Source organism: Microcoleus sp. T2B6 (assembly GCF_036700475.1).
Lineage (GTDB): Bacteria > Cyanobacteriota > Cyanobacteriia > Cyanobacteriales > Microcoleaceae > Microcoleus.
The window spans coordinates 20,403-43,150 of the sequence record NZ_JAUBOZ010000020.1 but is presented as its reverse complement, the minus strand read 5'-3'; the positions used below and the strand labels follow the sequence as shown (position 1 = coordinate 43,150).

General features: G+C 46.6%; 18 protein-coding genes and 1 riboswitch. Of the genes, 10 read left to right on the top strand and 8 right to left on the bottom strand.

Going from position 1 to position 22,748, the window contains the following annotated elements; translation table 11 throughout:
• Positions 1-75 precede the first annotated feature (75 nt).
• Both QUA00_RS11655 and QUA00_RS11650 read right to left on the bottom strand, forming a co-directional pair.
• On the bottom strand, positions 76-1,434 hold the full coding sequence (locus QUA00_RS11655) for a DUF3370 domain-containing protein (protein ID WP_333409710.1): 1,359 nt from the start codon (positions 1,432-1,434) through the stop codon (positions 76-78).
• Between the two features lie 137 nt (positions 1,435-1,571).
• A complete protein-coding gene (locus tag QUA00_RS11650; protein ID WP_333409709.1) occupies positions 1,572-2,495 on the bottom strand; it encodes a nucleoside hydrolase in 924 nt (307 codons plus the stop codon).
• Positions 2,496-2,574: 79 nt separating this feature from the next.
• On the opposite strand from QUA00_RS11650, the gene QUA00_RS11645 reads away from it, so the two are divergent.
• Entirely contained in the window at positions 2,575-4,536 is a 1,962-nt protein-coding gene (locus QUA00_RS11645) for a S9 family peptidase (RefSeq protein WP_333409707.1), read from the top strand.
• Between the two features lie 212 nt (positions 4,537-4,748).
• Positions 4,749-4,967 (top strand): hypothetical protein, encoded by a 219-nt coding sequence (locus tag QUA00_RS11640; protein WP_333409747.1) that lies wholly within the window; start codon positions 4,749-4,751, stop codon positions 4,965-4,967.
• 214 nt (positions 4,968-5,181) lie between these two features.
• Here QUA00_RS11640 and QUA00_RS11635 read toward each other — a convergent pair whose 3' ends face one another.
• The 4 genes from QUA00_RS11635 to ntrB form a co-directional block, all read right to left on the bottom strand.
• Complete coding sequence (locus tag QUA00_RS11635; RefSeq protein ID WP_333409705.1) at positions 5,182-5,967, bottom strand: universal stress protein; 786 nt, start codon at positions 5,965-5,967, stop codon at positions 5,182-5,184.
• 46 nt (positions 5,968-6,013) lie between these two features.
• The gene (locus QUA00_RS11630; protein ID WP_333409704.1) at positions 6,014-6,853 is read right to left on the bottom strand and encodes a nitrate ABC transporter ATP-binding protein; all 840 of its coding nucleotides are present in this window, start codon (positions 6,851-6,853) and stop codon (positions 6,014-6,016) included.
• Between the two features lie 152 nt (positions 6,854-7,005).
• Positions 7,006-8,436: an ABC transporter substrate-binding protein gene (locus QUA00_RS11625; RefSeq protein ID WP_333409702.1), complete on the bottom strand. Its 1,431-nt coding sequence runs from the start codon at positions 8,434-8,436 to the stop codon at positions 7,006-7,008.
• Positions 8,437-8,602: 166 nt separating this feature from the next.
• The gene (gene ntrB / locus QUA00_RS11620) at positions 8,603-9,451 is read right to left on the bottom strand and encodes a nitrate ABC transporter permease (protein WP_333409701.1); all 849 of its coding nucleotides are present in this window, start codon (positions 9,449-9,451) and stop codon (positions 8,603-8,605) included.
• A 100-nt stretch (positions 9,452-9,551) separates the two neighbouring features.
• Positions 9,552-9,764: riboswitch (cyclic di-AMP (ydaO/yuaA leader) on the bottom strand.
• 170 nt (positions 9,765-9,934) lie between these two features.
• On the opposite strand from ntrB, the gene QUA00_RS11615 reads away from it, so the two are divergent.
• Positions 9,935-11,128 carry a sensor histidine kinase gene (locus QUA00_RS11615; protein WP_333409700.1) on the top strand — a complete coding sequence of 398 codons (1,194 nt, stop codon included), beginning with the start codon at positions 9,935-9,937 and terminating at the stop codon, positions 11,126-11,128.
• A gap of 174 nt (positions 11,129-11,302) precedes the next feature.
• Here the strand turns inward: QUA00_RS11615 and QUA00_RS11610 are convergent, their stop codons facing one another.
• Positions 11,303-12,640: an ArsB/NhaD family transporter gene (locus QUA00_RS11610; protein WP_333142133.1), complete on the bottom strand. Its 1,338-nt coding sequence runs from the start codon at positions 12,638-12,640 to the stop codon at positions 11,303-11,305.
• Positions 12,641-12,921: 281 nt separating this feature from the next.
• On the opposite strand from QUA00_RS11610, the gene QUA00_RS11605 reads away from it, so the two are divergent.
• Positions 12,922-14,130, top strand: coding sequence for a HAMP domain-containing sensor histidine kinase (locus QUA00_RS11605; RefSeq protein ID WP_333409699.1), 1,209 nt, complete (start codon positions 12,922-12,924; stop codon positions 14,128-14,130).
• Positions 14,131-14,164: 34 nt separating this feature from the next.
• Entirely contained in the window at positions 14,165-16,426 is a 2,262-nt protein-coding gene (locus tag QUA00_RS11600) for a VWA domain-containing protein (protein WP_333409697.1), read from the top strand.
• An 82-nt stretch (positions 16,427-16,508) separates the two neighbouring features.
• Here QUA00_RS11600 and QUA00_RS11595 read toward each other — a convergent pair whose 3' ends face one another.
• Complete coding sequence (locus QUA00_RS11595) at positions 16,509-16,838, bottom strand: PEP-CTERM sorting domain-containing protein (RefSeq protein ID WP_333105776.1); 330 nt, start codon at positions 16,836-16,838, stop codon at positions 16,509-16,511.
• Between the two features lie 550 nt (positions 16,839-17,388).
• Between QUA00_RS11595 and QUA00_RS11590 the strand changes: the two genes are divergently transcribed.
• From QUA00_RS11590 to rpsU, 5 genes are all read left to right on the top strand, one after another.
• Positions 17,389-18,117, top strand: coding sequence for a Bax inhibitor-1 family protein (locus QUA00_RS11590; protein WP_333105777.1), 729 nt, complete (start codon positions 17,389-17,391; stop codon positions 18,115-18,117).
• A gap of 243 nt (positions 18,118-18,360) precedes the next feature.
• The gene (locus QUA00_RS11585; protein WP_333409696.1) at positions 18,361-19,944 is read left to right on the top strand and encodes a tetratricopeptide repeat protein; all 1,584 of its coding nucleotides are present in this window, start codon (positions 18,361-18,363) and stop codon (positions 19,942-19,944) included.
• A gap of 104 nt (positions 19,945-20,048) precedes the next feature.
• Positions 20,049-21,168 (top strand): PCRF domain-containing protein gene (locus tag QUA00_RS11580; protein WP_445305740.1). Its coding sequence is split into 2 segments (ribosomal slippage): positions 20,049-20,122 and positions 20,121-21,168, totalling 1,122 coding nucleotides; the frame shifts between segments, so codons are not numbered across the junction.
• Between the two features lie 67 nt (positions 21,169-21,235).
• Positions 21,236-22,370 (top strand): peptide chain release factor 2 gene (gene prfB / locus QUA00_RS11575; protein WP_333409695.1). Its coding sequence is split into 2 segments (ribosomal slippage): positions 21,236-21,307 and positions 21,309-22,370, totalling 1,134 coding nucleotides; the frame shifts between segments, so codons are not numbered across the junction.
• A gap of 172 nt (positions 22,371-22,542) precedes the next feature.
• Positions 22,543-22,737, top strand: a complete 195-nt coding sequence (gene rpsU / locus QUA00_RS11570; RefSeq protein WP_006632476.1) for a 30S ribosomal protein S21 — start codon at positions 22,543-22,545, stop codon at positions 22,735-22,737.
• Positions 22,738-22,748: the final 11 nt, after the last annotated feature.

The window sequence follows — 22,748 nt, the reverse complement described above, 5'->3', positions numbered from 1 at the left end:
CGAAACTAATATCAAATCTGGTTAAGTGCGTATTGTATTTGTAGGCCTGTGCCTACCCGTAGCAGCAGATCAAATTTAATGGGTTTTCACTGTCAAAACTTGCGGCGGCGACGCATCGGGCGGATAAATAAAATCTACATCTACAAGTCGCTTTTCTCCCGATTTCATCTCTAGTTTTACCAAAGGTTCCCCCTGCTGTCCCCGCCGCTGCACTAAATGCACGTACCGAGTTTGAGGCACTTTATTGTCATCAGTATAGCGCACTCTGACAGTTCCCCTAAAAAAAGTTTGAGGTGCCGGAGGTTCTAAAAAACTAAGTCCTCCTGAAGTTAATTTGTCTGTTTTAATTGGAGTTTGAATCGCGACAGTTACAGTTTGATTTTTGCTGGTAGAATTGTACAGCGGCAAGCTGAGACTGTATTGAATTCCGTAATTGCCGTGGGCGCGGTATGCTGTATCTGGGTAGCGGACTAGCATTCTCGCACTTTGCACTTGATTTGTACCCAGCATTCCGCGCGGGAGGCTGCTTAATGGGTAGGAAAATGCTGTTCCGGGTTGGGGAATTGCTAGGTTTGATGTGGCGGGGTTGTCTGAGAGAAGTGCTCGCCATTCTGAACCTAATGCTACACCGGCAACTCGGCCGTAAATTACTTGACCTTCGGTGATTTCCGGCGGTGTGGGAGTTCGATCGCGCGGCCCGGCTATATTACCATTGTCTAATAAGTTTTGCCATTCTGCTATATTGGGCGATCGCTCGTTTCCCTGTCCGTTTCCCTGTGCATCAACTCGGGCAAACATCGCCAGACTGGCAACATAGACTATACCATCGCTCCGCAACCGCATCAAGGTCGATCGACCGTTTAGCGGCGGTACCAATCCCCGCACCGGTATCGCATGATTCATCAACAATTGGCTTTTTCCCGGTGGAATAATTAACTGCGGCTCAAAGTCAGACTGTCTCCTTCCTCTGAGAATATCATTCACAGCGCGACTTCCCGGCCCTGCGTAAATATTACTGTTTGAATTATCGACTTGCGGCGGCAATTCAATGAAAGGTGCATCGGGTTGGCTGAGATAACTCGCAGCTTGCAATATATCTAATTTTACAGGTTTATTGCCCGGATTGTAAACAATTACTCCTTGATACAATGTTCGCAAATCTTCCGGGGAAGGTGCGCGGGCTATGTGGTGGGCAAATATGTCGAAACGTCCTTGAAACGGAAAGTTTAAATGTGCCGCCGGAAATCTTTTACCATCTGGGGGAAATGTCGAAAGCAAAATTCCTTCTTGCAGCACTAATTCGGGGCTGTTGCTGTTAAATACTGGTATGTTGTCTAACTGTCCGGGGAGGGGTCGCACTTCTTGGATTTGGACGATTTCTTGAGGTGCGGGAGGGGTTTGGGCTAAGGGGATGATTGATATAATTGGCAGCATTTTTTAGAGGAGTTTTTTTTACCGCAGAGGGCGCAGAGGGCGCAGAGGAAGAGAGGGAAGAGGAGAGGATGTGAATATTTGTGTCAGGGCGGGTTTTGTACGGAGATTTTGCTCAGTTATAGCAGATATTGTGATTTTTACTTCGCCCACTGTTGTAATATGTATTTGTAAAATTTGGCTGTGTCTACTTTATCCATTGCTTGAATTTTTCGCCCTCCTATTTTAACTTTTGTGCGTCCTTGGCTGATGCCTTCGGTCACAATTTCAGTTTCCCATTCTCGCAGTTGGTAAAATTCTGGATGCGCTAAATAAGCGGTTGCCAAAATGTCCCAAAAATAGTAATCTTGAGATATTGCTAGGGCATAACACTGTCCTGCTAAGTCGGAAATTGGATATTTGCGCTGTCTTGCTAAGAGATTGGAAAATTCTACAGTTAGCGGTACATTATTAGTGATATCTAAAGGACACATGACAACGGGAATTTGCGTTTGCCAAATTCTCTCGATTGCTATCGGGTCCCAGTAAGCATTCCATTCCGCCGACATATCTTGTCCGGGTTCCATATCTTTGCTAACATTGCCGATAACATTGAGGGCGCCTCCCATCCAGACAATTTCTTGAATTTTGCTTTCAATTTCTGGCGCTATATCTAAAGCTTGCGCTACTGTCGTTAACGGCCCCGTTACCATTAATGTGACTGGGGCGGCTGCATCTTGCAAAACTCGCACCATAAAGTTTTGTCCGGGTTCTGATATTAACGGCGTGTCAATGGTTCCTTTTTCATTTAGAATGGGAAGTCGATCGACTGCAAAGGAATCTCGCCGAAATAACACCGGAAATGGGTTGAGTCCCCGCACGGTACTCGCCGCCACCGGAACTTCTGAACGCCCCATCAAATCGAGGATTTTGCGCGTTGCACTCACCGCAGGTTGAATGTAGCAGTCCGCAGGAGTTACAATTACTCCCAGAGTTTCGACTTCCTCCATTGTCATCAGCAACACAACTGAGAGATAGTCGTCAACTGCACCGTCGTGATCCATTAGTACGAGTTTTTTGGACATTTTGCTTCCCCGGTGACTGAATTAGTGTAAAGTACAAATATTAATTTTTTTGTGCGAGAAACACAACTGCCTCAACTATATGAATACAGTATCACCTTACGGTTCTTGGAAATCACCTATTTCTTCCGATTTAATTGTTTCTGGAACTGTCGGACTCGGACAAATTGCTATTGACGGCGATGATATTTACTGGGTTGAGGGAAGACCTTCGGAAGCGGGGAGAAGCGTCCTCGTGCGGCGCACTCCTGACGGTACAATCAACGACGTGACACCGCATCCTTTTAATGTTCGCACTCGCGTTCACGAATACGGCGGCGCTTCCTTTGCAGTGGCTGGCGGTGTTGTCTATTTTTCTCATTTTGCCGACCAACGTATTTACTCTCAAGCATTAGATTCTCAACCCCAACCTCTGACACCTGCTGCTAATTATCGCTATGCAGATGCGATAGTTGACAAGCAGAGAAATCGCCTGATTTGCGTGCGCGAAGACTATGCAGGTGAGGGCGAACCTGTCAATACTATTGTTAGCATTAATTTAGATAACGGCGAAGATATTCAAATCTTAACTCAGGGCAATGATTTTTATGCTTCCCCTCGTTTAAGTCCAGACGGTTCTCTACTTTCCTGGATTTGTTGGAACCATCCAAATATGCCGTGGGATGGCACAGAATTGTGGGTAGCAGAAATTAATGCTGACGGTTCTTTAGGTGAAAAATACTTGGTTGCTGGCGGGGTTGATGAGTCGATTTTTCAACCGGAATGGTCGCCCGATGGAGTTTTGTATTTTGTTTCTGACAAGTCGAACTGGTGGAATTTCTACCGCTGGCAATCTAGAACCCCCCTCAATCCCCCCTTGGTAAGGGGGGAAGCAGAGATAGAAACCAGCTTGTGCGAAATGGCGGCTGAATTCGGACTTCCCCAGTGGGTTTTTGGAATGTCTACTTATGCCGTTGTCTCGGAAAGCAAAATTATTTGCACCTACACTCAGCAAGGCCTGTGGTATTTAGCGAGTCTTGATTTAACGACTAAGCAGTTGACAACAATTGAAACGCCTTACACTGATATTTCGTCGATCAAAGGGCGGGGAGAAACAGTTGTTTTTTTGGCAGGTTCGCCGACTGAATCTAGTGCTATTGTACAACTGAATTTAGCAACAAGTCAACTAGAAATCTTGCGGAAATCGAGCAATTTAAGCATCAATTCTGGTTATCTTTCTGTACCGGAACCGATTGAATTCCCCACGGAAAACAATTTGACTGCTTTCGGTTTCTTCTATCCCCCGAAAAATCAAGATTTCGCAGCGCCTGCGGGCGAAAAACCGCCGTTAGTTGTGAAAAGTCACGGCGGCCCAACTGCTGCTACTTCTAGCAGCATGAATTTGAAAATTCAATATTGGACGAGTCGCGGTTTTGCCGTGCTCGATGTTAATTACGGTGGCAGCACTGGTTACGGCCGAGAATACAGAAAAAGACTGCAAGATAGTTGGGGAATTGTCGATGTTGACGACTGCGCTAACGGTGCTAAATATTTAGCTCAGAAAGGTTTAGTTGATGGCGAAAGAATGGCGATCGCCGGAGGCAGTGCAGGGGGGTACACCACTCTGTGCGCTCTTACTTTCCGCGATGTGTTTAAGGCCGGTGCGAGCTATTATGGAGTTAGCGATTTGGAAGCTTTGGCAACGGATACTCACAAGTTTGAAGCCCGCTATCTGGATGGATTAATCGGGCCTTATCCTGAAAGAAAAGATTTGTATGTAGCTCGTTCGCCGATTCATTCCGCCGAACGTTTATCTTGTCCCGTTATCTTCTTTCAAGGATTAGAAGATAAAGTGGTTCCGCCCAATCAAGCGGAAATGATGGTAGAGATATTGAAAGCTAAAGGTTTGCCGGTTGCTTATGTGGCTTATGAAGGGGAACAGCACGGTTTTCGTCGCGCTGAAAATATCAAAAGAACTCTTGACGGCGAATTCTATTTCTATTCCCGGGTGTTTAAGTTTGAGTTAGCTGAACCTGTGGAGGAAGTGCCGATTTATAATCTTTAGAAAACATTAAGTTTGCAGTTGCTCGGTCTTCCCTAAAACGCACCTGCAAGCTTTATCATAATTCGCAAGTTTTAAATGTGATTTACTTCACAAATTGGGCTGTTTATTGTCACACCTTTAAAGGCAATACAGCTATAAATTTTGATAGTGCGATCGCCTTTTGTTGTTGCAGAAACGCCCGATCGCGATCGTCGAGTAAAGAGTCAATTACTATGCAAACTCCTGTCCACCTGATTCCATCTGCTTTGGGCGAGCTGTTTTCCGAAGTGAATCAAAATGGCTACATTACTCTAGCCGATAGGTACGGTTTGATGGCGGCTATTTTCGACGAAAATTTGACTGAGGAAGACAAACGCTCGATCGATCGCCTGCTGCGCTCTGTGTGCCGAGGAAAGATAAAATTAGTTAACGAATTATCTATGATTAGGTAAGTGCCGATAATTTTACTTGACTGTAATTTTAAAAATATCAACAATCAAAAAAAGCCCCAATTGTCTCGTAATTGGGACTTCCATCGAGGAAAATCTTTTTAATTTTTCATCGAGATAGGACTAAGGCAAAAAAGGTTTGGCGCGCGAATTTATAGCGGTAGGGTGTGCACTGCACACCTTACATATAGAAGTTTTGCGTAACTGCTGAACAAGTTTAATGTGCAGACATAGCTGTAGCAAACTGCAACTTGCTCAAACTTTCTTCAGGCTGAAAATCCATGTGATAGGTGAGTGCCGAAGGAATCCCGAGCACGCAGCACGGAAAATTATTGCCTAGTTCCCTAACCAGCCGATGGTTGCCAGAATCGCAGCCCAAGAACAGTAAATTTGCTGATTCTAATTCAACCACATTTCTCAGTTCTGTAGCAACCCGCCCGATTCGCAAATGAGCTTTGAATAAACCGCGCCATTCCTCAGCCAAACAGCGCGCTTGCCACAGCAACTTATCTGCTACTTCGTACTCATTCTTTGGGCCAAAAATTTCTCGAAAATAATGCGGATCGATCCAAGTTTTTTGCTGGGATATCGATGGGATTTCGGTTGGTAAAGCGATCGCAGGCGCTGCACAGTTAAGGGCAAATGCTTCCTCTAACTCCGACACTTTCGGCTTGGCAGCCAAGGCATTTCCCACAGCAACTTTGCAAGTATCTTCTCCGTAACTTTTGGGCGCTTCGTCGATCACGTAGACAACTTGAACCGTGACTTCTTTAGTTGTTACTAAACGAGTTTGATGCGCCATCCAAAGGGTAATGTCCAGAGCTGTTTGGCTTTTGGGAGAACTGTTGTAACCGACAATAAAATTGATACTTTTTGCCTGTTTTGTAACTTTTGATTTCTTAGAACCTTGCGCTTGTGGCTCCGGCAGCAACACCATTTCTTCTGCTAAGTTTTGATATCCCAATGCACTTTCAAAACGCGCTAACATTGTTTTGAGATTCACAGGCTTGACCTCTCTTAAGTGAATTGTTTGGTCTGTCCGTCGGGCGTTATTCGTCTTGGGTAAAATAGCGATCGAGAAAATTCAAAGCATAGTTGCGGAGTTCGTAATACTCCTGGGATTCCCGCAACTCTTGGCGATCGCGCGGGCGCGCAAACGGCACTGACAAAATTTCACCTATCGTCGCAGCCGGGCCGTTTGTCATCAGTACAATGCGATCGGACATATAGATAGCTTCATCCACATCGTGAGTAATCATCATTGCAGCTTGTCTGTGATTTTCCCAGATGTCCAGCACCTGTTTCTGCAACTTGCCGCGAGTCAGAGCATCCAGCGCTCCAAACGGTTCGTCCATTAATAACATTTTAGGTCGAATCGCCAAAGCTCGCGCAATCCCAACCCGCTGTTTCATGCCCCCTGAAATTTCGTCTGGATATTTATCGGCTGCTGCCGTTAAGTTTACCATTGCTAGATGTTCGTTGACAAGACTAATCTTCTCCGGGCGGCTAAGACTTTGCAAAACTTCATCAACTGCCAGCCGAATATTTTCCCGCACCGTCAGCCAAGGCAGCAATCCGTAGTGCTGAAATACCATCATGCGATCGGCTCCAGGTTTGCGAATTTCTTTTCCTTCCAGTGTCACCATTCCCCTGCTCTGTTTTTCCAAACCAGCCACTATTTTTAGCAGCGTTGATTTGCCACACCCAGAGTGACCGATTACCGAAATAAATTCGTTTTCTCCAATACTTAAATTGATATTGTCCAAAACGCTAAATTCGCTACCGTCCGCATTTTTATACGACTTGAACAAATTGTTAATTTCCAGAAATTCCGGCTGCTTCTTGACTTGGTTGCTGGCTTCGATAGAAGTAGAAAAGTATTGAGTCATGGTATTCTCCTAAAAAGTAGTAAAGTGTTAATGGAATTTTCTTGCTATTGCCTAAATCCTAAAATTGGGCAGTCGGTTTCAACCGACTTTAGCTATTAGCCAGGGAATAAATTCCCTGGCGGGACATTAGGAAAAGCGCAACATCTCAAACATTAAGACTGAAAAAAAGACTGAGGGCGGTTTGCTCGAATTTCAAAACTATTCAAATAACCCACCGGATCGCTTGGATCAAAGGCCTTTTTATCAATGAAAAGTTCTGCAGGTTCCACTTGGTAATCCTCCTTCGGACAATCGATCCCCATTTCGGCAACAATCTTGCGGTAAATGTCGGTTCTCCAAGCTTTTTTAGCTAATTCCTCAGCATTTTTTGGCACTTCCTTAATCTGTCCCCAGCGAGCGGCTTGAGTCATCAACCAAATACTCTGAGACTGCCACATAAATGTTGAATGATTTCCCGCTATTTGAGGCAAATTCTTAGGAATGTCATAGAAAATAGTTGCATCTTCCGATTGTAGGGTGCGGTCTTTTTCGTCAAACCCTCCATAGTTGTAGTCGCCAACAATTGCCGGCCGCGTAAATTTGTCGATCGCCCCTTTTTTCGGTTTCGCCCCCGTAAACGATCGCTCAGTTAGCAGCGCCGATATTTCACTGCGATTTTCCGGCTTGCTGCAATACTGACAAGCTTCCACCATTGCCTTAACCAGCGAGTAATAAGTCTTCGGATTTTCCTCAATGAATGATTCCATTACTCCCAAAAGGCGATCGGGATGTCCCTGCCAAACTTCCTTGCCTTGCACGAAGGTAAAACCCACTCCCAAATTGCCTTGAATTGCCCGCGTATTCCAAGGTTCGGCCACCATATAAGCCTGCATTGCGCCAATCCTGATGTTCGTTACCATCTGCGGCGGCGGCACAATAATTACCCGAAATTCTTTCAACGGATCGACACCCGCAGCCGCCGATATGTAGCGGACAAAGTATTCGTAAATCGCAGAACTCAGAACCACTGCCCAAACCCTTTTTTCCGACGGCTGACTGTCAAAAAAAGCTCGAAATTGTTTGCCAAATTCTTCCAAATTGCCGTTGTATTCGTTCCACGGGCGCAAACCGAAATCCCACATAGCTTTGTTCATCGTCATGGCGTTGCCGTGGCGGTGAATTGTCATTGCCGCGCACAGGGGTGCGTGCCGCGCTCCTTCAGCGCCAACTCGGGCGTTTGTGACGGCGCCGGATACGACTGGGGAGGCGTCGAGGCGGCCGAAGATTACGCCGTCGCGGGAGGTTGCCCAGCTTGCTTCGCGGTTGAGTTGGACGTTTAAACCGTATTTGCGGAAAAAGCCTTTTTTCCAGGCGATCGCAAATGGTGCACAATCGTTAACCGGCACGTATCCTACGGTTAAATCGGGTTTTTCTAAGGTTCGGTAATCGACAACCGGCTTTACGGCTGAGGCTTCTTCTGTGAGTCCTTTTGCCGATCGATCCGCGCTAATTGCACAACCAGATAAAGCCATTCCCGCCGCCGCCATTCCCATCCCTTGCAAAAACTCGCGGCGCTTCCATTCATTGGAAAACTTGTCACTCATACAATTTTAGATTTTAGATTTTAGATTTTAGATTTGAAGTTGTAGTTGTAGGGTGCGTCGCCACCAACCATCACAAACAAAAATCGACCATCCATGAGCGACGCACCTTACAGTTGACACTTGATAGTTAACTGTTCGCTGCTGACTAATGACTAATGACTAATGACTAATGACTGCTGACTGCTCGATGCGTTACTAATTCCTGAATTTTGTCAACAGCAGCATCGAGCAACAATCCAGTTATGCCAATTACAAACACCGCTAAAAATACCGAACTCAGGTTCAAACGGCTCCACTCATCCCAGACAAAAAAGCCAATTCCCACACCGCCTGTCAGCATTTCCACCGCAACAATCACCAGCCAAGCAATCCCCAAACTAATCCGCAAACCTGTAAAAATGTATGGCAAACTCGCCGGCCAAATTATTTTGGTAATCCGCCTCCAGCGCGGCATTTCCAACACTTGCGCCACATCCAGATAATCCTTGGAAACGCTAGAAACTCCCAAAGCTGTGTTGATAATTGTCGGCCACAAAGACGTGATGAATATGACAAAAATTGCCGACGGCTCTGCTAAATTAAAAATCGATAAAGCTATGGGCAGCCAAGCTAGCGGGGACACCGGTTTGAAGATTTGAATCAGCGGATTGAGCGCCATCATTGCCGGTTTCGACATCCCGATGAGAAATCCCACGGGAATCGCCACTGCTGCACCCAGGAAAAATCCCACCAACACCCGTCGCAAACTCGCTAGCAGCAGCCAGCCAATGCCTAAATCTCCCGGCCCGCGCTGATAAAATGGATGCAATATGTAATCTAAATTAGCGATTAACGCCTGATAGGGAGTGGGAATCAAATCGCTGTTGAAGCTGGCAACAATCCACCACAAGCCAAGAATTCCCAAAAAACCTGCAGCAGGTAACAAAACAGCATCTCGGATGACAACGGGTTTGACCTTCTTCCACGTTGCAACTCCTGCAAGTGCGATCGCAGATAAATTAAGCTGTATGAACATTTCTATCTCCTTCAGAGTCAGGGCAGGTACAAGAATCTTGAACAATACCAACCTGAGACACTGACGAAGCCAAACAATCTTTTTCAGAACATTTGGCTTTTCAGTCTCTTCTCAATGCCTGCGAAGTTAGCTGACGGGCTAGGACTGAGAGATGTCCTTCTCGTTAGATTTCAAAATCAAAAATTACACTCTAATTTGGCACTTTTTAACTTTGCTTTTTAATTCTGTAGAGATTCGCCCCGAAAATTGGTTCCTCCGCTCCAGCCACACGCTTGGTTTGATTCCGCAGCGCTGGATTAGGCTTGACGTTTTAAGCCAATTTAACATAAGCTAGCACGAGCGTATTATATTGTCAATAGGTCTTTGGGAGTAGCTATGTGAGTGCGACAGAGGCCAAAAGTTGAGAGAAAATTCAAAAAGCTAATGATTAAAGTAATCTAGAAATATAAAATTACGATCGCTTACTTGATTTATATAAAAGCCATGAGAGATTTTAGCCTCGCGCTACAAGATAAAATTGATATAATTACCGAAAACTGGATCGAAGCTGTTCGGAGCGACGAGGAAATCGGCACCGCCAAGCAACTCACCTACGATTCCGTGCGCGACAGCCTTCCCATCGTACTGCAAGCGATCGTAACTATGCTGTCAGAATCAGAAGACAGCGACTTTCGGGCAGTTATACAAGAAAGTTTAGACCACGGGACTGTCAGGGCCGGGCAAGGCTACGATGCCGAAGAAATTGCGCGGGAATACCGCTTGCTGCGGAGGGTAATTTTCGATGCTTTAGAACCAGAATTGCTAAAAGGCTCAGCCGCTGAAGTGAACCGAGCTTATCGCTTAATTGACACTGCCCTCGACGAAGCAATTGCTGACTGTTTTCAAACCTATACCCAGGCAAGATTCCAAGAACTACAGGAGTTGCAAAACCAATTGCAACTTACAAATCAAGAGCTGAGTCGCTTACTTCGCGCCAGTCAAGAGAATATATCTCACTTAGCTCACGAATTGAAAACCCCCCTCACCTCTATTATTGGCTACTCACAATTGTTTTTGCGCCAAATAAACAATCCTAGAGTTAAAGATTCGGCTCCCAATTTGGCACATATTGATAAAGTCCTCAACAACGGCAGACTATTACTTAGATTAATTAACGATACTCTCGAAATCTCGCGGTACGACACGGGACGCATAAATTTGCAGCTAAGTGCTACAAATGTGCGATCGGCGATCGGCACTGTTGTCGAAATAATCGAGCCTTTGGCGAAAGCCAAAAATTTAGAGATCGCCCTTGAGTGCGATCCAGTTCTCGATCAAGTTATGACAGATTACTTGCGCTTGCAGCAAATTATCACCAACTTGGTGAGCAACGCCATTCGCTACACTCAAGCTGGTAATATTACCATAAAAACCGAATTATTGCCAGACCAACATTGGAGTATCTGCATCACCGATACAGGCATTGGCATTGCTTCAGAAGACTGCGATCGGATTTTTCAGCCATTTGTTCGGGCCAACAACTCCCTGGGTTCTGTGATGCCTGACAGTACCGGCTTAGGGCTAGCAATTGTCGCTCGATTAGTCAACCTCTTGCAAGGTAAAATCGAATTAGTTTCTGAAGTAGGAGTTGGCACCTCCTTCACTGTAATTTTCCCCTTAGAATTGGATGGAGTTTAGATTACTGTTAACTGTTGACTGTTGACTGTTGACTGTTAACTGTTGACTGTTAACTGTTGACTGACAACTGACAACTGACAACTGACAACTGACAACTGACAACTGACAACTGACAACTGACTAATAACTAATAACTAATGACTAATAACTAATGACTAATGACTAATGACTTCTTTAAATCAGAAACCGAATAGTTACATAAACAGCCGCAGCCACCAATTGCACCGCCATCACAGGAAGCCCGTAACGCAGAAAAGTTTGAAAAGAAATCCGGCGTCCGTGCTGTTCAGAAATTCCCGCCGCCACTATATTAGAAGAAGCTCCTACCAAAGTGCCATTTCCGCCTAAAGTTGCTCCATACATCATCGCATAAAACAGCGGCAGCACAGCAGGTGGAAACTGCCCTGCAAAATCCGGCGCCAGCACTTCTGCCGGTGCAAGCCCGACATTGACAACATACTGTTTTAGCAGCGGCACCATCGCCACTACCAGCGGAATATTTGGCACCACACTGGACATCAAACCCACAAAAAATAACAAAACTAAAGATCCCAGAAAAATATTCTTACCTAAAATCACTGCTAATATTCCAGATATACTGGCGATGACTCCGGTTTTTTCCAAACCGCCAATCAGCACAAAGATAGACATAAAAAATAGCAGCGTGCTCCAATCTAAATCACGCAAAATATTATTAACAGAATCAATTTGGGAATGGTGAGCTAAAAGCATTGCCAAAGCAGCCCCCAACAAAGCAACGGCTGCCGGTGAAATAGGCACGGGCAGAGACTCTCCTATTACAAAAAAAGTCAGCACGAAAGCTATAATTAAGCCGCCTACTACTAAAACTCGCGGGTGATTGATTTTCGGGTGGGGCAAATGTTCCAAATCGTCTAAGTTCTTGTGCCAAATTTCGCGGAACAGCCAAGGCAACATAACTACTATCACTCCTACTGCGATCGCCCCGCCCAAACTTAACTTTAGCAGGTAATCTGCAAAGCTCATGTTAATAGCATCGCCGACAATGAATGTCGCCGGATCGCCCACGATTGTCAGCAGTCCCGAACTGTTAGCCACAAATACCATTAAAATCAGTAACGGCACAAAATCTACACCTACTTCTTCTGCCATTGGCGGAATTAATGGTGCTAGCAGCATGACTGTCGTGGCATTGGGCAAAACTGCACAAATTGGCGTAGTAATCGCGACAACACCCAGCAAGAGATTTTTGCCTTTGCCTTTAGCCAAAAGCACAATTTGAGTTGCCAAGTATTCAAATACTTTGGTAGGCTCAAAGGCTCTCACCATTACCATGACTCCGAAGAATAAGCCCAGCGTGGCGTGACTCCGACCGATATATTCGATCGCGTTGTTTAACGTCATCACGTGGGTAAAAACCAGAATCACTGCTCCCAGAAATGCCGCAACTGTTAGGTGTATCCATTCTGTAATTATTAAGAAAATTACACATATAAATGTTGTTGCAGCAATCACAGCTTGTACGTTTTCCATTTATTCCCCTGAACAATTTAATACTTAAAATTAAAAACTATTAGTGTGAGGCAATGTACTACTTTATGGCTCTTCTGTCAATAGGTTGAAGGGCTGATTATCGTAGCAACACGCTGGGATCGACCCCTAGAGAGAGATCCGGCACAGGGAAAAAATCACCTCAAAACTACTTCTTTTGGCAGGGTCGCGATCGCCCGAAGTTTGGTATGGCGCTCTGGCGATCGCTCAACTACAATGAAGCATAGGCAATCTCTGCCAAACTCAACCCCCACGCAGACATCATGGACTACAGCCAAGTGCTCGCCGACAAAACCGATACTATCGTCAAAAACTGGATTGAAGCAGTTCGTCAGGATCGGAAAATTGAAACCGCTGACGCCTTACCGCACTCAGCAATCGAAAATCACATACCTCACCTGCTGGCGGCGATGGTCACAGTGCTTTCCCAATATCAAAACAGCGAAATAAAACTAATAATTGAAGCCAGTTTAGATCACGGATTTCTCAGAGCCGAACAAGGCTACGACGCCGCAGAAGTAGCCCGCGAATACCATTTATTGCGTCAAGTAATATTCTCCCACTTAGAAGCCGAATTGCTAGCAGGAAGCGTCGCAGACGTATTCAGAGCTTTTCGGCTGATAGATGCCGTACTAGACGAAGCAATTGCCCAGTGTTTCAATAGCTACGTCGATCAGAGGATGCGGGAACTTCACCAAATCCAAACTCAGTTAACACTCACCAATCAAGAGCTCAATCGCCTCGTCAGCGTCAATCAAGAAAACGTCTACCATTTAGCTCACGAACTCAAAACTCCTCTCAACTCAATTATTGGTTATTCCGAACTGTTTTTGCGCCAAGAAAAATGGCAATCTGAAATCAAAGATACCCTCCCAGGCATCGAACACATCGAGCGAGTATTACGCAACGGCAGACAGTTGCTTCGCATGATTAATGACACACTAGAACTTTCTCGTGCCAATGCCGGAAAAATTAAACTTAACCTGCAGCGAACTAATGTACAATCTGTAATTAACACCGTACTAGAGATAATGCAGCCAATTGCTGATGCTAAAGGATTAAAGCTCGCTGTTACCAGCGACTGCGGGCCAACACAAGTAATCTCCGACGGACAGCGGCTGCAACAAATTCTGATCAACCTGGTGAGCAATGCCATTCGCTATACAGAATCTGGTAGCATTGAATTAAGTTGCCGCCCTGCTGGAGAAGCAAATTGGGCGATCGCAATTACAGATACCGGCATTGGCATCGCCCCCGAAGATACAAAGCGCATCTTTGACCCCTTCTTTCAAGCAGGAGAAGCAGGCAAACAGCTCTTTCCCACCGAAAGCACAGGCCTGGGATTAGCAATAGTATCGCGGCTCGTCTCGCTGCTGCAAGGCAAAATCGAGCTAGTATCAGAAATAGGAGTTGGCTCAACTTTTACCGTGATTCTGCCCCAAGAAGTTAAAGTCCTCCAAGAAGTAAGCTAAACATTAAGTTCAAATTTTTACATCCGAAAATCCTATGCCTGCAGCAAACCTTAGCCCTTCCACCACAGCCTTTCCCCTCACCGCCGTAGTCGGGCAAGAAGCAATCAAATTAGCCCTGCTGTTAGCAGCAGTCGATCCCGGATTGGGAGGAGTTGCGATCGCAGGCCGCCGCGGCACAGCAAAATCAGTAATGGCCCGCGCCTTACACTCATTACTGCCACCCATTGAAATTGTTAAAAATTCTTTTTGCAACGCCGAACCTAATGAAATTATTGCCGAACAGGCATCAGGGTTGTTACCAGAAAATGGCGGGCAAAATGCCCACACCACCGATACTAATTCCTTAAATACTGAAATAATTCCCACACCATTCATTCAAATTCCTTTGGGTGTCACCGAAGACAGACTTTTAGGTTCCGTCGATGTCGAACAATCAGTAAAATTCGGCCAAACCGTATTTCAACCAGGACTCTTGGCCCAAGCAAATCGAGGCGTACTTTATGTTGACGAAATCAACCTCCTCGACGACAACATTTCCAACCAATTGCTAACAGTATTAACCGAAGGGCGCAACCAAATAGAGCGCGAAGGCATTAGCTTTCAACACCCCTGCAAACCTCTATTTATCGCCACCTACAACCCCGAAGAAGGGCCGCTGAGAGAACATTTGCTCGATCGCATCGCGATCGTACTTTCAGCCGACGCAGCACTCGAACTAGAAGAAAGAGTCTATGCAGTAGAACAAGCTTTATCCTACTCCAGCTCCCCCCAAGAATTTCTCAATCAATACGCCGAAGATACCGACAACCTCAAAACCCAAATCATCCTAGCCAGAGAATGGCTCAAAGATGTCAGCATTAAACGCGAACAAATTGCCTACCTAGTAGAAGAAGCCATCCGGGGTGGCGTTCAAGGACACCGCGCCGAAATATTCGCAGTCCGCGTCGCCAAAGCCGCCGCCGCCATCGAAGGACGCACAGAAGTTAACGCCGAAGACCTGCGCCGCGCCGTAGAATTAGTCATCGTACCCCGCGCCACCATCATCCAAACTCCCCCAGACGAAAACTCTCCTCCTCCTCCCCCTCCACCGCCTCCCCAAAAGCAGTCAGAACAAGAACAAGACGAACCCGAAAACGAGCAAGAAGACGAAGAAGACCAAGAGGATGAAGACAACCCGGAACCTGAAGAAGAACCAGAAAAAGATACCATTCCCGAAGAATTTCTCTTCGACCCCGAAGGCGTAATTCTCGACCCCAGCGTGCTTTTATTCGCCCAACAATCCGCCAACAAACAAGGCAAATCGGGCAGCCGCAGCACCATTTTCTCCGAAGATAGAGGCCGTTACGTCAAGCCAGTCTTACCCAAAGGCCCCGTCCGCCGCATCGCCGTTGACGCTACCCTCCGAGCCGCCGCACCTTACCAAAAAGCCCGTCGCGACAGGAATTCTAACCCCCCCCAACCCCCCCTTAGTAAGGGGGGGCAACAGGCGAGTCAACCCCCCCTTGGTAACGGGGGGCAACAGGCGAGTCAACCCCCCCTTGGTAACGGGGGGCAACAGGCGAGTCAACCCCCCCTTAGTAACGGGGGGCAACAGGCGAGTCAACCCCCCCTTAGCAAGGGGGGGCAAGGGGGGGTTGAACGCCGTGTATTTGTGGAACAGGGAGACATTCGGGCGAAGCGCTTGGCCAGAAAAGCTGGAGCTTTAGTCGTATTTGTCGTCGATGCCTCCGGTTCGATGGCCCTCAACCGAATGCAGTCGGCCAAAGGTGCAGTCATGCAGCTACTCACAGAAGCTTATCAAAGCCGCGACCAAGTTGCTCTCATTCCCTTTCGCGGAGAACAAGCAGAAGTGCTGCTACCGCCCACTCGCTCCATAGCCTTAGCCCGCAAGCGTTTGGAACGTTTGCCCTGCGGTGGCGGTTCTCCCCTGGCCCACGGTTTGACTCAAGCAGTGCGGGTGGGAGTCAACGCGCGGCAGTCTGGAGATATCGGTCAAGTTGCGATTGTCGCCATTACTGACGGACGCGGTAATATTCCTTTGGCTCGTTCTTTGGGCGAACCGATTGTAGAGGGAGAAAAGCCTGATATTAAAAAGGAATTGTTAGAAATTGCTGCCAAAATTCGTGGGTTGGGAATGCAGTTGCTGGTGATTGATACCGAGAGCAAGTTTATTTCGACTGGCTTTGCGAAGGAATTGGCCAAGACTTCTGGAGGGAAATACTATCACTTGCCGAAAGCTACCGAACAGTCGATCGCAGCTATGACTAAAAATGCTCTGCGCGACGCGATCGGCTAAAATCCTGATACCCGGATTTATCTGCGTTTATCCGCGTTTATCTGCGGTTAAAAATCCAAAAATTAGACTTTTTGCCCAAAGTCTAATTTTTAACTCTCACTCTCCGGCGAGTCAGCGCCAGCGAACCCGCAACTAAACCCAACCCTACCACCGTCGAAGGCTCAGGAATTCTGGCGGGGAGAGACTCCCGGCTTGGCGTTGCCTGGTTCTGGCTGGAAGAATTTGTACCTTGGGGGAGTTGACCGCTATTCTGGGCCAGCAGCAAATATTCTGAACCCTGCCCTGAAGTAGCGGTATAAACGGCTCGGAAATTAGCTGCAACGGCAGCTTGACCGCCGGAGATAACGGCGGCGGCAGCCAATAAAATCCCGGCTGTAGGTGGCAATAATTTGCGCTCAAAAAATGTGGTCATTGGACATTACCTATTTAGCAGTTTGTCGATAGAACTCGATCTATTCATTAATTTTCCGGGTATCCTCTGTCTAAGCTACCTTAGCCATTAACGGAACCGATTTTAGATTTTAGATTTTAGATTTTAGATTTTAGATTTTAGATTATTGAAGTTTCTGGCCCCTAGTTTCAACTAAGTCGCAAATCAAAAACCTAAAATCAACTGTGGCCCCTGTCTCTAGCATATACTCCTTAATCTCCAATCGTAAATCCCCAATCCAAAATTGATTGACTTCAGCTATCTGCGATCTGATAGACTTTAAGCTGGCCCCTGGCCGCAGATAGCGCCGGCCCTTTAACCTCAATTATAGCTTTGCCGCGACGCGCAACGCTGCGAGACAGCGACACGACACATACCTGTACGCAGTCGATTATAAACAATCGATCCCTGCTTGGGAGTGATTTCACCCCCCTTCTTTATCAAATCTTTAAACTCTTTCAGGTTTTGCAAACAAAGTGTAAAGCTGTCAAAATAGAGATAGCAATTCTCAGCCAACATTAGGTAAATCCTCGTGAGTAACACTAGCAATTTCCGCGAAGCCGTGCGCGAGGCCAAAAACCACGCGCTAGTAGGCCCCAACGTCATCTCCAACGCTCTCCCCTTCGTGGGCGGCGGACTTGTCTTAACTGCTGTCGGCACCTACGGCGGCCTCGGAGTGATTCGTAACTATCCCGGGATCTTTTTCCCCACATTCATCGCTGCGATCGTCGTAGAATTAATTCTATTCTTCGTCGCCCGTGGGGCCGCCGAACAAGGCAACAAAAACACCGCTTTACCCCTGCTGGCAACATACAGCCTGCTTTCCGGCTACACCCTCAGCGGATTGGTATTTACAGCCCTCAGAACCCAAGGCGTCGGCATCTCCGGCATCGCTTTTGCAGCCCTCGGCTGCGGCATTACCTTTATTGCCGCCCGCCAAATTGGCTCCAACCTTTCTGAACAAGACGGCATGGCCCTCACCAAAACTATCAGTTTAGGTGTGATTGCTTTGTTAGTCGTCGTTGGCGGTCAGTTTCTGCTCTCTCTCTTTGGCGTCTACACCCCAACCTGGTTGGAAATTGGCATTTCTGGCATCGGCGTGTTTATATTTGCCGGCGCTGCGATCGTCGATTTTTACATATTACCCCGCACCTACCGCGACGACCAGTATCTGCCCGCCGCTCTGTCGATGTACTTGACCTACATCAACTTGTTCATTTTCATTCTGCGCCTGCTGATTGCTCTCAACGGCCGGGATTAATTGAAACTTTAGCTTAAAAAAACCGCGGCTCGATCGACATCGGGCCGCGGTTTTTGATTAAGATTTACCACCAAGATAGTCGTCATCGCCTCCTCTGTCCCTTATTTAAAAAACTTATATCATGTCCGCAGGCGACAGACATGAAGTATAATGTTACTTTTTAATCACTCTATCAAAGGTCTTGTTATCTAATTCTGTCGATCGCGATTTCAATATTAATCACAAATTAATTGGGGAAAACTCATGTACTTAAAATATGAAGATATCAGGAGAGTCAGCGTAGAAATTACCTCCAGGTGCAATGCAGCTTGCCCGCAGTGTCCCCGCACCGACAACCCGATTTTGCCGGGGGCAGAATTAAAGATGGAGGATATTGAGAGAATTTTCCCACAAGAGTTTTGCTCTCAGTTGGATTTGGTGTATATGTGCGGCAACTACGGCGATGCTATGACTAGCAATACCACAATTCCGGCGATCGAGTATTTGCACCGCATGGGAGTTCCTCAAATCGGGCTTTATACTAATGGTAGCGGACGCAATCCCGACTGGTGGCAAGCCCTGGCAAAGGCGATGACAGGAGAAAACGACAGCGTAACTTTTAGTATCGACGGGTTGGCAGATACTAACAGCATCTACCGCCAAAATACCAACTGGGACAGGATAATGCAGTCGGTTAATGCCTTCATCCAAGCTGGCGGAAAAGCTGTATGGCACTACTTGATTTTTGAACACAACCAGCACCAAGTAGAAGCAGCGCGGGATTTAGCCCAACAACTAGGATTTGTCGAGTTTGTACCGAAAGCAACCTCTCGTTTTGTGGCGAAAGAGATCTATGAGAAAGAGTCCGCAAATCAACAGCCTCAGAAGGCAGAAAACTCTCAGGTAGAGGCTAAGGGCGATCGCCCAAACCAACCAGCAACAACTAATGCGTCAGCCCCTCAAAATCAAACACAGACCGCTGTTGGGTTGCACAAACAAGCTGAGGACTGTTTGAGACAAGGACAGCTCTCAGAGGCGATCGCAGCCAGCCAACAAGCCCTAAAAATTCAACCTAATTTTGCAGCCGCCTGGAAAACTTTAGGCAATGCTGTTCAAGGTTTGGGGAAGATGCAAGCAGCAGCAGACTGTTACGCCAAGGCCCTCAAAATTAAGCCTGATTTTCCCGAAGTTTATGCTAATGTCGGCAGTCTTTATGCTCAACAGCAACAGTGGCAGCCAGCTAGTGCTTATTACCAAAAGGCGATCGAGCTTAAACCCAATTTTGCCGGAGCTTATCGCAATTTAGCTAAAGTGTTGACGCAGTTGGGGCAACCAGAAAAAGCCAATTATGCTTGGTATCAAGCTATAGCTATCGAAACCTCTCAAGCACCAGAACCAAATCCTTCTGTCCCATCAAAGCCAGCCACCGAAGAACTTCAACCCCCATCGTTGGAACAATATAAAAATCCCCAGGGAGACCAATTTATCCAAGCTGTAGAAAAATTTGGTAGCCTAAACAATTACTACCGAAATGTAGAAATTAGCTGTCAAACTCAAGCCAGCAAAGAGATTTTCATCAGTTTTGAAGCGGAACTCTGGCCTTGCTGTTGGGTAAGCCATACTAAATACGCTGTTTATAACCACACTTACAGACCGCAAATGCTGGCTTTAATTGAAAAGTACGGAAATGGCTTTAATTCTCTCAGAACTCAATCGGTGAAAGATGCGATCGCAAGAGATTGGTTTCGCGAAGACCTCACAAAAAGTTTTTCCTGTTCTAAAAGGTTGGACGTATGCGCTCACGAATGCGGTAAAACTTTCAATTCAACAGGTTCGCAGTATATCTAAGAAGGAAGAACACGGATTTGGACACGGATACACGGATTAATTGCTGAAATGTCGAAATTTCTGCTAAACTCAAAAATACAGCCCACAACCCCGGAGAACTAACCGTGGAAATTCTACACATCAAACACAACATCAAAACATTGTCCGATCGCCTAACGGGTCTACAAGACTGTCTTTAGCTCAGCATTAACCGCCGAGAGCCAAAAGTTACAACAGCTAGCAGCACAGCCGAAATCGGGCAACAGCATCAATACAGGCGAACGGCTACTCCAAGAACTAGACGCACTCCAATCCTACCAGGCAAAACTCCACCAGAGCCAAACAATTTTGGCAGATGCTACAGCAGCACTGGAGTTACTCGAATTTCAAGCAGACGAGGAATTAGAGCAAGAACTTCAAACTAATTTAGCTCAACTCAACCGCTCTCTCGAAGAGTGTGAATTAGAGCAATCCTTGAGCGGGCCTTGCGACAAAAATCGAGCCTACCTCATAATTAATGCAGCAATAGATGACCTAGATGCTCAAGACTGGGCAGAAATGTTGCGGAGAATGTATTATCGTTGGGGAGAAAACCGAGGCTATAAAGTTGCGGATGTTGAAGGTTCCCTATTGGAGTATCTAGACATTAATTCTGCAATTTTGGTAAGAGGAGGAGTTAATTCTCTAACTTTGGCAATAGAGGGACGTTACGCTTACGGCTATCTAAAGTCAGAAACCGGAGTGCATCTACTGAAACGTACATCGCCTTTTAATATTACCAGAAAGCAGGCGAGTTCAGCGACGGTGGAAGTTGTGCCAATGGATGTACAACTGGAGATTCCACAGCAGGATTTAGAATTAATAATCTTGCCTCGTAGCAACCTGAAGAGTAGTGACCCACTCGAAAGTTGGGTGAGGATTGTTCATGTTCCTACTGGTATTTCTGCAATATCTGGGGAGGAGCGGAGTCGATTGCAAAATAGAAAAAAGGCTTTGGCGGTTCTCACCAGCAAACTGTTTGCTATTATGCAAAGACAAGGAGTTCAACAGCTTGCAGATATTCAGGGCGAGATCCTAAAAACAGTCCTTAACCAACCAATTCGGGAATATCAATTTGCCAGCGACAGCGCGAACCAGGGCAAAGTTTGGGATCTGCGTACAGGAATCCAAACAACAGCCGTCGCCGAGGTGCTCGACGGCAAACTTGACTCATTTATCAAAGCTGGTGTGCTACTGAAAAATTGATTTGCACATTTAGAGCAAAATTTCAGCTAAACTCAAAAATACACCCCACAACGCCGGAGAACTAACAGTGGAAGTTCTAGACATCAAACACAATATCGAAACTTTGTCCGATCGACTGGGTGCAACCCAGGACTATCTTTGACATCCCCGCACTCACAGCCAAAATTCAAGACTTAGAGCAAATCTGCGCCCAACCAGCATTTTGGGACGACCAAGATCGAGCTCAAGAAACCCTCCAAGAACTTAATGACTTCAAATCTCATTTAGACCAATATCGCGGCTGGCAAACGAGCTTGGCAGATGCTAAAGCAATTTTAGAACTGCTGGAGTTAGAAGCCGACGAGTCCCTGTTCCAAGAAGCCTCATCGAGTCTTTCTCGGTTAACCCGCGAACTCGACCAGTGGGAACTGCAACAATTACTATCTGGGCCCTACGATGAAGGCGGCGCCGTTTTGACGATTAACGCCGGGGCCGGCGGCACAGATGCTCAAGATTGGGCCGAAATGCTGCTGCGGATGTATACCCGCTGGGGGGAAAGTCAAGGTTACAAAGTACATTTAATGGAAATTTCCGAGGGAGAGGAAGCAGGTGTTAAATCGGCTTCTTTGGAAATTGTCGGCCGCTACGCTTACGGTTATATGCGATCGGAAAAAGGCACTCACCGCTTGGTCAGAATTTCGCCTTTTAACGCTAACGACAAGCGCCAAACCAGTTTTGCAGGCGTTGAAGTGATGCCAGTTCTCGATCGATCCGTCAAGTTGGACATTCCAGAAAAAGATTTGGAAATCACGACCTCCCGCGCCGGCGGCAAGGGCGGGCAAAACGTTAACAAGGTAGAAACCGCAGTCCGCATCGTTCACATTCCTACTGGTTTGGCCGTCCGCTGCACGGAAGAACGCAGTCAGTTGCAAAATAAGGAAAAAGCTCTGGCATTACTCAAGGCTAGACTGTTGGTGGTTGCTAAGGAACAGCGGGCTTCGGAAATTGCCGAGATTCGCGGCGATATGGTGGAGGCAGCTTGGGGCAACCAAATTCGCAATTATGTTTTTCACCCATACCAAATGGTCAAGGATTTGCGTACTGGAGTGGAAACAACCGCCATCGAAGATGTGATGAACGGCGAATTAGAGCCGTTTATTCAAGCTTACCTGCGGCAGGAAAATCAGTTGGTAGCCCAAACCGATGGAACTGGGGGAATATAATTCGCGCGTCCACATACAAAGTCGGCTGGCGCAGACTAAATAATCAAGAGCGGTAATGGCAGCGGATTTGCTATAATTTTGGGGTTTTGGGCGATCGCGCGACCTTCAACAGGTCGCGCGGCCAAAAACCTTGATATGATAAAACTTGATCTAACGAACAAAAGGAGAAATAATGACCCAAGTTGTAATAGGCGAAAATGAAGGGATTGAGTCAGCCCTGCGACGGTTTAAGCGACAAGTTTCTAAAGCGGGTATTTTCCCCGACATGAGAAAGCACCGCCACTTTGAAACCCCGTTGGAAAAGCAGAAGCGCAAAGCTATTGCCAGAAGGACTAAGAGACGCTTTCACCGCAATAACAAGCCCTAGAATTATTAGCA

Bases quoted from the DNA above. Each gene is read 5' to 3' on its own strand.
- QUA00_RS11655 (WP_333409710.1), bottom strand. From the start codon at position 1,434: ATGCTGCCAATTATATCAATCATCCCCTTAGCCCAAACCCCTCCCGCA.
- QUA00_RS11650 (WP_333409709.1), bottom strand. From the start codon at position 2,495: ATGTCCAAAAAACTCGTACTAATGGATCACGACGGTGCAGTTGACGAC.
- QUA00_RS11645 (WP_333409707.1), top strand. From the start codon at position 2,575: ATGAATACAGTATCACCTTACGGTTCTTGGAAATCACCTATTTCTTCC.
- QUA00_RS11640 (WP_333409747.1), top strand. From the start codon at position 4,749: ATGCAAACTCCTGTCCACCTGATTCCATCTGCTTTGGGCGAGCTGTTT.
- QUA00_RS11630 (WP_333409704.1), bottom strand. From the start codon at position 6,853: ATGACTCAATACTTTTCTACTTCTATCGAAGCCAGCAACCAAGTCAAG.
- QUA00_RS11625 (WP_333409702.1), bottom strand. From the start codon at position 8,436: ATGAGTGACAAGTTTTCCAATGAATGGAAGCGCCGCGAGTTTTTGCAA.
- ntrB (WP_333409701.1), bottom strand. From the start codon at position 9,451: ATGTTCATACAGCTTAATTTATCTGCGATCGCACTTGCAGGAGTTGCA.
- QUA00_RS11615 (WP_333409700.1), top strand. From the start codon at position 9,935: ATGAGAGATTTTAGCCTCGCGCTACAAGATAAAATTGATATAATTACC.
- QUA00_RS11610 (WP_333142133.1), bottom strand. From the start codon at position 12,640: ATGGAAAACGTACAAGCTGTGATTGCTGCAACAACATTTATATGTGTA.
- QUA00_RS11605 (WP_333409699.1), top strand. From the start codon at position 12,922: ATGGACTACAGCCAAGTGCTCGCCGACAAAACCGATACTATCGTCAAA.
- QUA00_RS11600 (WP_333409697.1), top strand. From the start codon at position 14,165: ATGCCTGCAGCAAACCTTAGCCCTTCCACCACAGCCTTTCCCCTCACC.
- QUA00_RS11595 (WP_333105776.1), bottom strand. From the start codon at position 16,838: ATGACCACATTTTTTGAGCGCAAATTATTGCCACCTACAGCCGGGATT.
- QUA00_RS11585 (WP_333409696.1), top strand. From the start codon at position 18,361: ATGTACTTAAAATATGAAGATATCAGGAGAGTCAGCGTAGAAATTACC.
- rpsU (WP_006632476.1), top strand. From the start codon at position 22,543: ATGACCCAAGTTGTAATAGGCGAAAATGAAGGGATTGAGTCAGCCCTG.